This window comes from Klebsiella ornithinolytica (genome assembly GCF_030505655.1).
In the GTDB taxonomy this organism is placed as follows: Bacteria; Pseudomonadota; Gammaproteobacteria; order Enterobacterales; family Enterobacteriaceae; genus Klebsiella; species Klebsiella ornithinolytica.
Map to the genome: position 1 here is coordinate 653,441 of NZ_CP130153.1, position 12,807 is coordinate 666,247.

10 protein-coding genes are annotated in these 12,807 nt (G+C 57.4%); 4 read left to right on the top strand and 6 right to left on the bottom strand.

Annotated elements, in window-relative coordinates; all coding sequences use genetic code 11:
• Window positions 1-116 precede the first annotated feature (116 nt).
• Complete coding sequence (locus Q1L34_RS03150) at window positions 117-596, top strand: Hcp family type VI secretion system effector (protein ID WP_004867872.1); 480 nt, start codon at window positions 117-119, stop codon at window positions 594-596.
• A 133-nt stretch (window positions 597-729) separates the two neighbouring features.
• Here Q1L34_RS03150 and ygjG read toward each other — a convergent pair whose 3' ends face one another.
• A complete protein-coding gene (ygjG, locus tag Q1L34_RS03155) occupies window positions 730-2,109 on the bottom strand; it encodes a putrescine aminotransferase (protein ID WP_004867869.1) in 1,380 nt (459 codons plus the stop codon).
• 266 nt (window positions 2,110-2,375) lie between these two features.
• Window positions 2,376-2,969 (bottom strand): PadR family transcriptional regulator, encoded by a 594-nt coding sequence (locus tag Q1L34_RS03160; RefSeq protein ID WP_004867865.1) that lies wholly within the window; start codon window positions 2,967-2,969, stop codon window positions 2,376-2,378.
• Between the two features lie 237 nt (window positions 2,970-3,206).
• Here Q1L34_RS03160 and Q1L34_RS03165 point away from each other — a divergent pair, with 237 nt between their 5' ends.
• On the top strand, window positions 3,207-3,980 hold the full coding sequence (locus Q1L34_RS03165) for a siderophore-interacting protein (RefSeq protein WP_004867861.1): 774 nt from the start codon (window positions 3,207-3,209) through the stop codon (window positions 3,978-3,980).
• Between the two features lie 111 nt (window positions 3,981-4,091).
• Here the strand turns inward: Q1L34_RS03165 and Q1L34_RS03170 are convergent, their stop codons facing one another.
• The 4 genes from Q1L34_RS03170 to dhaK form a co-directional block, all read right to left on the bottom strand.
• Entirely contained in the window at window positions 4,092-5,744 is a 1,653-nt protein-coding gene (locus Q1L34_RS03170) for a glycerone kinase (protein ID WP_123629169.1), read from the bottom strand.
• Window positions 5,745-5,833: 89 nt separating this feature from the next.
• Window positions 5,834-7,255: a dihydroxyacetone kinase phosphoryl donor subunit DhaM gene (gene dhaM, locus Q1L34_RS03175; protein ID WP_327204355.1), complete on the bottom strand. Its 1,422-nt coding sequence runs from the start codon at window positions 7,253-7,255 to the stop codon at window positions 5,834-5,836.
• 10 nt (window positions 7,256-7,265) lie between these two features.
• Window positions 7,266-7,898 carry a dihydroxyacetone kinase subunit DhaL gene (dhaL, locus tag Q1L34_RS03180; RefSeq protein ID WP_004867854.1) on the bottom strand — a complete coding sequence of 211 codons (633 nt, stop codon included), beginning with the start codon at window positions 7,896-7,898 and terminating at the stop codon, window positions 7,266-7,268.
• Window positions 7,899-7,908: 10 nt separating this feature from the next.
• Window positions 7,909-8,979 (bottom strand): dihydroxyacetone kinase subunit DhaK, encoded by a 1,071-nt coding sequence (dhaK, locus tag Q1L34_RS03185; protein WP_004867852.1) that lies wholly within the window; start codon window positions 8,977-8,979, stop codon window positions 7,909-7,911.
• 596 nt (window positions 8,980-9,575) lie between these two features.
• Here dhaK and Q1L34_RS03190 point away from each other — a divergent pair.
• Both Q1L34_RS03190 and dhaR read left to right on the top strand, forming a co-directional pair.
• Window positions 9,576-10,673 carry a glycerol dehydrogenase gene (locus tag Q1L34_RS03190; protein ID WP_069476413.1) on the top strand — a complete coding sequence of 366 codons (1,098 nt, stop codon included), beginning with the start codon at window positions 9,576-9,578 and terminating at the stop codon, window positions 10,671-10,673.
• A gap of 95 nt (window positions 10,674-10,768) precedes the next feature.
• Window positions 10,769-12,694, top strand: coding sequence for a dihydroxyacetone kinase operon transcriptional regulator DhaR (gene dhaR / locus Q1L34_RS03195; protein ID WP_064359222.1), 1,926 nt, complete (start codon window positions 10,769-10,771; stop codon window positions 12,692-12,694).
• Window positions 12,695-12,807: the final 113 nt, after the last annotated feature.

Sequence of the window (12,807 nt, forward strand, 5' to 3'; positions counted from 1 at the left end):
CCGACTTACTGGTTTGCTTTAACCATTTTTTCAATGATAGTACTGATCATTATATTGCCTAAATTTACGGAACGATTCGATAAGTACGATAAATAATTTCTACGAAAAGGATTTTTATGTCTAATCCAGCCTATTTATGGTTAACGGATGAAAATGGTTCACCGATGGTCGGTCCGTCGCTGGTATCAGGTCGTGAAGGGGCTATCGAGCTGAAATCATTTACCCATAACGTCAATATTCCGATTGACGGCAATACCGGAAAGTTGACCGGCACGCGTATTCATATGCCGATTATGTTTCAGAAGGAATTTGACCGTGTCACTCCCATGCTTTATCGGGCGTTAAGTACCGGGAGAACTTTGCAATCTGCGATGTTCAAACTGTATCAGATTATTGAGGCCGGGTTAGAGCAGGAGTACTTCAATATTATTCTTGAAAATGTAAAGCTGACATCAATCACGCCGGATTTATACCCAGGGGCAGATACCGGAACGCATCTTGAAACGGTGCTTATGCGCTATGAAAAAATTACCTGGAAGCATTGCGATGGCAATATTATCTATACAGATTCATGGAATGAGCGTGCGACATATTAACCGTATAGGCAAACGGCATATGACATGAAGGTGAAAGTCGGGCAGTACTGCATTGGTCTGGTCGGTATGACGGAATGGCAGGCGTAAAAAAGCCCGGCGAACATCGTTTTCGCCGGGCTTTTGTTGACTATCTTCAGGCTTGCTCCACAGATACCCGCAGTGCAGCCAGCGCCTGACGCGCCGCGCTGAGTACCAGTTCGCACTGCTCAATCGTCAGCGTCAGCGGCGGCTCTATACGAATGGTTTTGGCGTTATTCAACGTGCCGGCTACCAGAACCCGCTGGCGGAACATCTCGCTGGCGAAGTTATAGCCGATCTCGTTATCCACGAACTCAATCGCCATCAGCATCCCTTTACCGCGAACTTCATTTACCAGATCCGGATACTCACGGGACAGTTGATGGAAGCCGTTTAACAGCAGCTCACCTTTCTGTTCCGCCTGGGCCGGCAGATTCTGCGTCAGCAGGACGTTGATCGTGGCCAGCGCTGCGGCACAGGCCAGCGGATTACCGCCGAAGGTGGTGGTGTGCAGGAACGGGTTGTCGAACAGCACCGAGAACACCTCTTCGGTGGCAATCGTCGCCCCAATTGGCATAACGCCGCCGCCGAGCGCTTTGGCAAGACACAGAATGTCCGGCTGAACGTTTTCGTGCTCGCAGGCAAACATTTTGCCGGTGCGCCCCATGCCGGTTTGCACTTCGTCGAGGATCAGCAGCGCGCCAAATTCATCGCACAGCTTGCGCACCGCGGGTAGGTAGCCCTGCGGCGGCAGAATCACGCCCCCTTCGCCCTGTATTGGCTCAAGGATCACCGCCGCGACATCATCACCGGTTTTTTTACACTCGCTCAGCAGCGTACGCATCGCGTTGATATCGCCAAACGGCACGTGACGGAACCCTGGAAGTAGCGGCATAAAAGGCTTACGGAATGTCGATTTCGCGGTGGCCGATAGCGCGCCCAGCGACTTACCATGAAAAGCGCCGCTGGTGGCCACAAACGTAAATTTACCGCGCGGCGACTGGTAGGCTTTAGCGAGTTTCAGCGCCGCTTCGACCGACTCTGTGCCGCTGTTACAGAAGAAGCTGTATTTCAGCTTGCCGGGGGTTAACGCCGCCAGCGTTTTTGCCAGCATGGCCCGCAGCGGGTCAAGCAGTTCCTGGCTATGAAGAGGTTGTTTCGCGAGCTGATGCTCGACGGCGGAAATGACAACTGGATTACGGTGCCCTACATTAAAAATTCCAAAGCCACCCAGGCAATCGACAAACTCTTGTCCCTGAGTGTCGACAAGCGTATTTAACCCTCCCGCTTGCCACTCTACGGCTCCGTAATCCCCGCCAGCAGTAACCGATTTTCGGTACTCTAAAAAACCGGGATTCACATGCTCTTTAAAATATTCCCTGACCTCCTGGTTAAGTGCTTTCATCTCCTCATGATCAAGCGTTCGCTTCTCAATGAGATTCAGTGCGTGTGCGCTGCAGGCCAGAGCCGATGCGCTGGAAGGTAACCTGTTCAAAGTGAGCTCCTGGGACGGGCGTATCACATGATACTGAATTAAGTATTGCAGGGATTACGCCACTTCGGCACGGGAGCTGAAAATCGGGATAAACGCAGCGCGAAAGCGCATTTGCGCGAAATTTAATCTCACGGCGATATTTTTGGCATGTTTTACTCCTGAACGGGGGACGTTACCCGCCGGGAGGGAGCCCCGTGCGTGCTGCCTGGTGGTGCAGATTGCCCAATATGGGGGCAGGAGGGGGGACTGGCATCCCCCCGGAGGGGTTAATCGAGCTGGGAAATCTCCATTGCCGCGCGGTCAATGACGGCGACAATCTGTTTCAGCTGAGTCTCGCTGATGGCCTGTTGATTTACCTTTAAATCCAGTACGGCTTTAAAGTTCTCCAGCGCCCGCTTCATTTGCGGGTTTTTGCGCAGTTCACAGCCGACCATACGGGCCTGCAAACGTTCCTGGATATGGCCGAGCTGTTCCTGATTCTCGGCATGCAGGAGGCTGCCCTCTGCGGTTATGGCGATTTTTTTGCGGCCATTTTCCTCTTCGACGCTGATAAGACCCTGATCCTGAAGGAGATCAAGAGTTGGATAGATCACACCCGGACTCGGGCTGTAGTTGCCCTGGGTCAGGTTTTCTATCTCTTTAATCAATTCGTAGCCGTGGCTGGCGTTGCGGGTGAGGATGTCGAGGATCACCAGACGCAGTTCGCCATGGCCGAAGAAACGCTGACGGCGTCCGCCGCCGCCGCCACCCCGGCGACCGTGTTCGCCATGTTCGCCGCCCCGGCGGCCATGCTCCCCGCGTTCGCTGTGTTCACCGTGGTGGCCACGTGGCCCTCGACCTTCTTCATGATGATGTCGCATAGTTTGCTCCTGTATGTTTTGATATATCTAATATATATCTAAAAATTAATACTTAGCAAGTATGAATCTGAATATTTTAATAATTATTTGATTTTAAATGTTTTTATTTTGTTTGTTGTACTTTGTTGCTTTTTGTCACGGCTATATCAAAAAAAACTTGCATTCTTTTTTAATGGCAATCATTATCATTTGGGTAAAGTTTAGATATATCTATAAATCTCACGAAGGCGAATGACGATGATAAAAACGAAAGAACCTCAGTACCCGAAACGCGTTCGCAATGAGCTGCGTTTTCGCGAGTTAACCGTGCTGCGCGTTGAGCGCGTCGGCGCCGCCTTCCAGCGCATTGTGCTGGGCGGAGAGGCGCTGGAAGGTTTTGTCTCCCAGGGTTTTGACGACCATACCAAACTCTTTTTCCCGCAAGCCGGTACTGCGTTTACTCCGCCGCAGGTGACGGAAGAGGGCATTAACTGGGGGGAAGGCGTCCGTCCGGCAACTCGCGACTACACGCCGCTGTATGATGCCGAACGTCATGAACTGGCCTATGACTTCTTCATCCATGACGGCGGTATTGCCAGCAGCTGGGCGCTGGCGGCAAACGTCGGCGATAAGCTGGTGATTGGTGGGCCACGCGGTTCGCTGGTGGTGCCAGAGGATTATGCCTGGCAGCTGTATGTCTGCGATGAATCCGGTATGCCTGCGCTGCGCCGCCGTCTGCTGGGCCTTAGCCGCCTGCCCGTGCGCCCGCAGGTTACGGCGCTGGTGACGATCGGCGAGGCATCGTATCAAGATTATCTGGCGGATCTGCAGGGCTTTAATATTGAGTGGATCGTCGGCCATCATTCGTCCGTGGTGGCTGAACGTCTGGCGCAGGTGAGCGTGCCTGCGGAAGATTATTTTATCTGGGTGACCGGTGAAGGCGCTGTGGTGAAATCACTGCTCGGTCGGTTTGAAAATGATGAAATTGACCCGCAGCTGGTGCGTTCCCAGGCCTACTGGCACAGTAAATAGCCTGATGCCCGGGCTACGGCGTCAGCGCGTTGCCCGGGATAGCGGCTATTCTGTTCTGTCGCCCGGCTCAGCGTCGCGTCGCCGGGATATTCCGCTGCGGAGGACGCCGCCTTAGCGTTGTTCTGCCAGCGTTTTGAAGACCTGCGCGACCGCGTGGGCGCCCGGATCCATATTGCCCAGCAGGCTGTCGCTGTTAAGGTACGACGCGCGCCCGGCGTTGGCTTTACTGGCGTGGCAGGTGCGCTCGGCGCCCGCTTCCGCAGCGGCAAACGCCGCCTGTAAATCAGTCGGTGCGACAAGCAGCGACGCCAGCGCCGGCTGCAGCGCATCGATCATCGTGCGATCGCCCTCATCCGCACCGCCGTAAAACTTCATTTGCGCCAGACCGGCGTTTAACGCTTCCGCGACGCCGGCGCCTTGCTCCAGCTTCTGCCCGGCGGCGGTAAAGAAGATCGACATCAGCACGCCGCTGGAACCGCCCATCACCACGGTCAGACGTTCGCCGATCAGGGCCAACAGGGTCGCGAGATCGCCCAACGGCAACTGCTGGCGTTGCAGCAGGTCGGCAATATCGCGCGCGCCAGCGGCAAAGGTGGAGCCGGTATCGCCATCGCCGACTTTGGCATCCAGCGCATTCAGGTGCGCCTCCAGGTCAGACAAGGTACCGGTTATCCGCTCGACATAGCCCGCCACGACGTGATTGTCCGAAGGCTGGAACGCCACGCGGGTGCTGCGCAGCGAAGAGGGCATCACCTCAATGGTTCGTGGCTGCACCGGCGCCTGCCAGCTGGCCGTTTCCACAGCGGAAAGCAGCGCTTTTTCAATGCTCTCCTCCAGTACGATGGCGGTTATCGAGAAACCTTTCATATCCAGCGCCGTCACCAGCGACGCCGGGCCAATCAGCCAGTCGATCCGCTGATGGAGCGACGTGTCGGCCAGCTCACGCGTCAGAATCGCCATTTCCGCAACCGACACGCCGCCGAGGTTGTTCAGCATCACCGCCAGACGGCCGGTTTGTGGCAGGGCGGCGGTCAGTTTCTCCACCATCAGGCGGACAATCTGCGCGCTGTTCTGGGTGGCGATGACCGAGGCGCCGGGTTCGCCATGGATGCCCATGCCCAGCTCTGCCCGATCGGGATGGTGGCGCGGTGCCGTTTCAGCCTCCTGCGGCAGATGGCAACTGGAGAGCGCGAGGCCCAGCGTGCGGGTCTTGTCTGCCGCATATCGGGCCTCACGCAGCACGGTAGCAAGATTGTAGCCACGTTCGGCAAAATAACCGGCCACTTTATGCACCAGGATGGTGCCGGCAATCCCGCGCGGATGCTTGTTATCCGGTAGCGAAATATCGTCGCCGACAATCAGCATTTCGACGTTGTAACCCAGGCGACGGGCTTTCTCGGCGGCGAGGCCAAAGTTAAGGCGATCGCCGGTATAGTTTTTGACGATCAGCAGACAGCCCGCTTCGCCGGTCACCGCCTGAATGGCGGTCAGCACCGCATCAACGCTCGGGGAGGCAAAAATATCGCCGCACACCGCGGCGGTGAGCATCCCTTTACCGATAAACCCAACGTGGGCCGGCTCATGGCCGGAGCCGCCGCCGGAGATGATGGCGACGTTGCTTTTGTTGAGATCGCGACGAACGACCACGCGAATCGCCGGATCGCTCTCCAGACGCGCCAGGTTGTTCCACGGGCTGGCAACGATCGTTCCTTCAATAACATCGTCGACGAGGCGGGTGCGCTGATTAAAAAAGAATTGAGACATAACGGTTCCTGGTGGTTGAGCGAAACACAATCCCCGGAGGCGGAGCCTCCGGCGTGAAGAATGGAGTACAGAGAGTGACGAATGGACAGCTATGTGCGGAGAACGCGTTTTCCGGCGACATCCAGCGTAAGGGATTCACCATCGCCTATCTGCTTCAGGGCCTCTCCCTGCCGACACAGGCAGACGATCCCGGCCTGACGGGCGATGATCGCGCCGTGGGATGCCTCGCTCCCTTCCCGCAGACAAATCCCCTTGACCAGATGAGGATCCAGCTGCAAGACGGTGGAAGGAAAGAGATCGTCGGCGATGATAATCGTCGGCTCATGCACCGCCAGCGGCGCTTCGCTGCGGCCTTGCAGATGACGCAAAGTCCGGTGGAGCAGATCGTCGATATCAATATAGCGCGCCTGCAGATAGGCATCGTTCAGCTGGCGGTACTGCTGGCTGAGGTCGGCCAGCACCTGATACCACGCCCACTCCGCATTGCATTGTTCCTGGCGCAGGATATCGCAGGCGGCTTCATAGAGATCCGGGTCGTCGAGCAGCGTGTGATGGCCGGAGAAAATGGCCGCGATATCGGCAGAATAGCGCTCTTCCGCCAGGGAGGTCAGCGCATTGAGATCGTCCAGCGTCTGGCCGATCGCCTGCTCCAGGCGCCGCTGTTCGTTGGCGATGTCGGCGCCGGTTTGCCGGACTGGCCGGAGGGCAGGCAGCGGATAGCGGAGCGCTTTGCCCTGAACACGCGCGGCGACGGGGGCAAAAACCGCTGGCGCGGCGTCCGGCTGCTCGCCAAAGTTCTCCGCGGCCAGCGCCTGAAATGCCGCCAGCGCCGCTTCGGCATCTGGCCCGCGGGCCAGCAGCCTTAATGTATCGTTGCAGCGTACCTGCAACAGGGCAATCTGGTTAATGCTGTCCGGTGAGACGCATTTGCCGCCTTTCTCCAGCACCAGATCGGCATTGAATCCGGATAACGCGGCCACCAGCCGCGATGCCGGACGAACGTGTAAGCCGTTATGGTTTTTAATGACCACCGAGATGGACTCGCCGCTGAGATCGTCGGCCATTGGCGTGGCCTCGGGGCCGTTCTGTGCGAGCGATGGTAACCCCAGCTGTACGCGCTTAGCTTCCAGGGCGTTCATGGCGTCGGCGATCACTTTATCGATACCCGATCCGGTGGCGGCGCTGACCGTTGCCGCCAGCGTGCCTTCGACCAGCGGCGCGGCGCACAGGCGAACCTTCGCCGCGATCGCCGGATCGAGGAGATCCAGCGCGGTTTCCGCGCTGAGCAGGGCGCTGCCGATATCCATCATCACCAGCACGTGGTCGGTATCGGCAACGGATTCAATGGCCTCCATCACCTTAATCGGATCGGTGCCGATCGGGTTTTCAGGATCGTCAATGCCGGCGGCGATCGCCAGCTTGCAGCCGTCGCCAGTTAACATCTGCCGGGCCAGTTCTCCGACACCTTCGCCCAGTCGGGCGCTATGAGAAACAATCACCAGGTTTACCATCGCGTTATCCTTACTCTTTGGCTGAAGCAGCCAGCGCCTGAATCATGAACATCACCGAGGTTGCGCCCGGATCCTGATGCCCGATGCTGCGTTCGCCGAGGTAGCTGGCGCGGCCTTTGCGGGCCTGCATGGTGATGGTAGAACGGGCGGCTTCCTCTGCCTGTATCGCGGCGGCATCCAGCGCATGCTGAACCGACAGGTGCTGTTCGCTGGACTGGCGCAGTGACTCGACGACCGGCAGCCAGACGTCGCACATGGTTTTATCACCGGGTTCCGCTTTCCCCCGGTTGACCACGCCGTCGGCCCCTTCGCGCATCATCTGGTACAGCTCGTCGAGGGTCAGACTCTGGTGGGCCTGCGTCACCTGGGCGGCGCGAATAAAGAAGGTGCCGAACAGCGGGCCGCTGGCGCCGCCGACGTTGGAGAGCAGCGTCATTCCGGTGTTCTTAAGAATAAAACCGATGTCTTTATCGGCAATGGACGGCAGTTTTTCCACCACCTTGCTGAAGCCGCGATACATGTTCAGACCGTGGTCGGCATCGCCAATCTCTTTATCCAGGCCGGTCAGAAAATCTTTCTCTTTGGTAAAAATGTCGCCGCAGCGATAGAGCCAGTTAACGATTTGCGTTCTGTTTAGTGACATGTCGTGCTCCTTAATGGCCCCAGTTCAGCGCCGGGGTATGAACGGGGGCGTCCCATAATGCCAGCGTGTCGTCATCGACTTTCAGCAGAGTGAGGGAGAAGCCCACCATGTCCAGCGAGGTACAGTAGCTGCCGATGAGGTTGCGTTCGATCGTGATGCCGTTCTCCTCGCAGCGGGTGGCCAGTCGGTTGTATACGCCGTACAGCTCCGACAGCGGGGTGGCGCCAAGGTTATTGACCAGCGCGATGACGCGGTCGCCTTGCTGCAGCGCCTGTTTGCTTTGCGTGACGTCCTGCCAGCGCCCTTTGACGGTGTCCCACTGACGCAGCGTGCGGCTGTAGGTGCCGTTCTCCAGCAAGGTGTCGAACATCTCATCAACGGTGCGGTCGAGAGAGCTGAAGGGGCGACGGTCGATACCCGGCTCGCCGTGGATACCGACGCCGAACTCCATCTCATTATCCTGTAATTCGAATGACGGCTGTCCGGCGGCCGGCACGGTGCAGGCGCCCAGCGCCACACCGATGGAGTGGCCGAGGTTGTTAAGCTTGCGGCCCAGTTCGGCGCAGGCTTCCAGCGAATCGCCGCGTTCGGCCGCCGCGCCGACCAGCTTCTCAACCAGCACGGTGTTGGCGACGCCGCGGCGTCCGGCGGTGTAGAGGCTGTCTTTGACCGCCACGTCGTCATCGATCACCACGGTGGTCACCTTGACGCCGCTTTCGTGCAGCAGCTCGGTGGCGGTTTCGAAATTAAGGATATCCCCGGTGTAGTTTTTGATGATCAGCAGCACGCCTTCGCCGCCGTCGATATTCATCGCGCACTCGAACATTTTATCCGGGGTCGGGGAGGTGAAAATCTCGCCCGGACAGGCGCCGGCAAGCATACCTTTGCCAATATAGCCGCAGTGCATCGGCTCGTGTCCGCTGCCGCCGCCGGAGAGCAGCGCCACTTTCCCGGCCACCGGCGCATCGGCGCGGGTGACATACACCGGGTCCTGATGCAGCGTTAATTCAGGATGGGCTCTGGCGAGGCCAAGCAGTTGTTCACTCAGTACATCTTCGACACGGTTAATCAATTTTTTCATTATTTATGCTCCGTCGGAGTGATGCGATGCGGCCTCTCTACGCACGGAGGCGGTCATCGTGTAGGGGTATCGTCTGGCGTGAAGAACTACCCGGCGACGTTATGATTCTGGCTGAGTTAACGGAAAAAAAAATGTCGCGAAAACGAGTTTCATAACGGAACGTGGTTATTTATTTTTGTTCCGTTATGAAACGTTATCGCCGATGAAAAGAGAAAAATGCGAGCTAAGGCGGTTTTTTCGCCCTGCGTTCCCCCGCAGTCTACGGGGGAGGCGGATCTTTTTTTTATCTGTTTTCTGCTGTCGAGGGGATCAGCGTTAGCAGATTAGCCGTTTTTTTTTGTCGCAGGACGGCGAATGGCCGGATCGGGATCGCAATCCCGGCGTTTTCCGGCAATTGATGTTCCAATATGGAACGGTAAAAAATATTCTCTGTTTCATATCAGAACAAAAACGGGAAAAATTTTTTTGTTCACCGCTCGCCCTACAGTGTTTGCATCGCTCCGGTCACGATCCCGTTTCCGCCATGAACCGCAGGCTGAACAGGATGACGCCAGGGCTCATCATGTAAAACATGCACTTATTTGAGGGTGAAAGGAATGCTAAAAGTTATTCAATCTCCGGCCAAATATCTTCAGGGTCCTGACGCATCCACGCTTTTTGGTCAGTATGCCAAAAATCTGGCGGACAGCTTTTTTGTGATTGCCGATGACTTCGTGATGAAGCTGGCGGGGGACAAAGTACTCAATGGCCTGCATAGCCACGGTTTAAGCTGCCACGCGGCCCGTTTTAACGGTGAATGCAGCCACGCGGAGATCAACCGCCTGATTGCCATTCTGCAGCAGCACGGCTGCCGCGGCGTGGTAGGGATTGGCGGCGGGAAGACGCTCGATACCGCTAAAGCCATTGGCTTCTACCAGAAGCTGCCGGTGGTGGTGATCCCGACGATTGCCTCTACCGATGCGCCAACCAGCGCGCTGTCGGTTATCTACACCGAAGCCGGTGAGTTTGAAGAGTATCTGATCTATCCGAAAAACCCGGATATGGTGGTCATGGATACGGCAATTATTGCCAAAGCGCCGGTGCGCCTGCTGGTGGCCGGGATGGGCGATGCGCTCTCGACCTGGTTTGAAGCGAAGGCCTGTTTTGATGCCAGAGCGACCAGTATGGCCGGCGGACAGTCCACGGCGGCGGCGTTGAGCCTGGCTCGCCTGTGCTATGATACGCTGCTGGCCGAAGGCGAAAAAGCGCGCCTGGCAGCGCAGGCTGGCGTGGTGACGGATGCGCTGGAGCGCATTGTCGAAGCCAATACCTACCTCAGCGGAATTGGGTTTGAAAGCAGCGGGCTAGCCGCGGCGCACGCCATTCATAACGGCTTCACTATTCTGGAAGAGTGCCATCATCTGTACCACGGCGAAAAAGTGGCGTTTGGCACTCTGGCGCAGCTGGTGCTGCAAAACAGCCCGATGGAAGAGATTGAAACGGTGCTGGGCTTCTGCCAGAAAGTCGGTCTGCCGGTGACTCTGGCGCAAATGGGCGTCAAAGAGGGCATTGAAGGTAAAATTCAGGCGGTCGCGAAAGCGACCTGCGCGGAAGGCGAAACGATCCATAACATGCCATTCCCGGTGACGGCAGACAGCGTTTACGCCGCGATCCTGACGGCCGATTTGCTCGGTCAGCAGTGGCTGGCGCGTTAACGTCTCGCTGACCTGCTTTTTGCAGGGTGAAGCGTATTCTCCCCTCCGACAGTCTCTGCCGGAGGGGTTATCTATTTTAAACAGTGGAAAAGGAAATGGCGGCGCAGACTCAGGACTCCGGAAAAACAGTATCTTCCGTTATCAGTCAGTCGTGGCAGCGTTGCAGCCGGTTTATGCCGAGGGAGACCTGGCAGGCGCCGCATCAGGCGCAGGGGCTGACCTTCGAATCGATCTGCCGGCGTAAAACCGCGCTGCTGACCATCGGCCAGGCGGCGCTGGAAGATGCCTGGGAGTTTATGGATAGCCGACCCTGCGCGTTGTTTATCCTCGATGAGTCCGCCTGTATCCTCAGCCGCTGCGGCGAACCGCAGACGCTGGCGCAGCTCGCGGAACTCGGTTTTCTTGACGGCAGCTACTGCGCGGAAAGCATTATCGGCAGCTGCGCGCTCTCGCTGGCTTCGATGCTGGGGCAACCGGTGAAAACCATCGGCGAGCAACACTTTAAACAGGCGCTGCACGGGTGGTCATTTAGCTCCACGCCGGTGTTTGATAACCACGGTCGCCTGTTTGGCTCCATCTCGCTGTGCTGTTTGATCGAACAGCAGGCCTCCTCTGATTTGTCTCTGACGCTGGCTATCGCCCGGGAAGTGGGCAACTCGCTGTTGACCGACAGCCTGCTGGCCGAATCTAACCGTCATCTCAACCAGATGTATGGCCTGCTGGAGAGCATGGATGATGGCGTGATGGCGTGGAATGAGCAGGGGGTATTGCAGTTTCTTAATGTCCAGGCCGCGACGCTCCTGCATCTTGATGCCCAGACCAGCCAGGGGAAAAATATTAACGAACTGGTGACGCTGCCGGCGCTGCTGCGCCGGGCCATTAAGCACGCGCGCGCGCTGAACCATGCGGAAGTGACGTTTGAGAGCCAGCATCAGTTTATCGATGCCGTCATTACCCTCAAGCCCATCGTCGAAGAGCAGGGCAATAGCTTTATTTTACTGCTGCACCCGGTGGAGCAGATGCGCCAGCTGATGACCAGCCAGTTAGGCAAAGTGAGCCACACTTTTGCGCAGATGTCCTCGGACGATCCGGAAACGCGACGGCTGATTCATTTTGGCCGTCAGGCGGCGCGGGGCGGTTTTCCGGTCCTGCTCTGTGGGGAAGAGGGGGTGGGTAAGGAGCTGGTCGCCCAGGCCATTCATAATGAAAGCGAACGGGCGGGCGGGCCTTATATTGCCGTCAACTGTCAGCTGTATGCCGACAGCGCGCTGGGCCAGGATTTTATGGGTAGCGCGCCTACCGATGACGAAAACGGGCGCCTGAGCCGCCTGGAACTGGCCAGCGGCGGCACCCTGTTTCTGGAAAAAATAGAGTACCTGGCGCCGGAGCTGCAGTCCGCGCTGCTGCAGGTGATTAAACAGGGGGTATTAACCCGCCTCGATGCCCGGCGCCTGATTCCGGTGGACGTTAAGGTGATTGCTACCACCACCGTTGATCTGGCTAATCTGGTGGAGCAGAACCGCTTTAGTCGCCAGCTCTATTACGCGCTGCATTCGTTTGAGATCGTCATTCCGCCGCTGAGGGCACGGCGCAACAGCATTCCCTCGCTGGTACACAACCGCCTGCGTAGCCTGGAGAAACGCTTTTCATCGCGCCTGAAAGTGGACGACGATGCCCTGGCGCAGCTGGTGAACTACTCCTGGCCGGGTAATGATTTTGAGTTAAACAGCATTATTGAAAATATCGCCATCAGCAGCGATAACGGCCATATCCGCCTGAGCAACCTGCCGGAATATCTCTTCTCCGAGCGGCCGGGCAGCGATACCGTCTCGCCCCTGCTACCTGCCAGCCTGACCTTCAGCGCTATTGAAAAAGAGGCCATTATCCATGCCGCCCGCGTCACCAGTGGCCGGGTGCAGGAGATGTCCCATCTGCTCAACATCGGGCGCACGACGCTGTGGCGCAAAATGAAGCAGTACGATATCGACGCCAGCCAGTTTAAGCGCAAAAATCACGACTAGTTGTCTGCACTCTCCGCGATTTGGGGGCGCAATTGCTGTTTTTCGCGATCTAAGCGGCGATTTGCTGTCGGTCGCGGATGACGGGGCGGTTTATACGGGCTGCACCGGACTTA

Coding starts and splice junctions, on each gene's coding strand:
- dhaL (WP_004867854.1), bottom strand. CDS start 7,898: ATGTCACTAAACAGAACGCAAATCGTTAACTGGCTCTATCGCTGCGGC.
- Q1L34_RS03160 (WP_004867865.1), bottom strand. CDS start 2,969: ATGCGACATCATCATGAAGAAGGTCGAGGGCCACGTGGCCACCACGGT.
- Q1L34_RS03170 (WP_123629169.1), bottom strand. CDS start 5,744: ATGTCTCAATTCTTTTTTAATCAGCGCACCCGCCTCGTCGACGATGTT.
- Q1L34_RS03190 (WP_069476413.1), top strand. CDS start 9,576: ATGCTAAAAGTTATTCAATCTCCGGCCAAATATCTTCAGGGTCCTGAC.
- Q1L34_RS03150 (WP_004867872.1), top strand. CDS start 117: ATGTCTAATCCAGCCTATTTATGGTTAACGGATGAAAATGGTTCACCG.
- Q1L34_RS03165 (WP_004867861.1), top strand. CDS start 3,207: ATGATAAAAACGAAAGAACCTCAGTACCCGAAACGCGTTCGCAATGAG.
- dhaK (WP_004867852.1), bottom strand. CDS start 8,979: ATGAAAAAATTGATTAACCGTGTCGAAGATGTACTGAGTGAACAACTG.
- dhaM (WP_327204355.1), bottom strand. CDS start 7,255: ATGGTAAACCTGGTGATTGTTTCTCATAGCGCCCGACTGGGCGAAGGT.
- dhaR (WP_064359222.1), top strand. CDS start 10,769: ATGGCGGCGCAGACTCAGGACTCCGGAAAAACAGTATCTTCCGTTATC.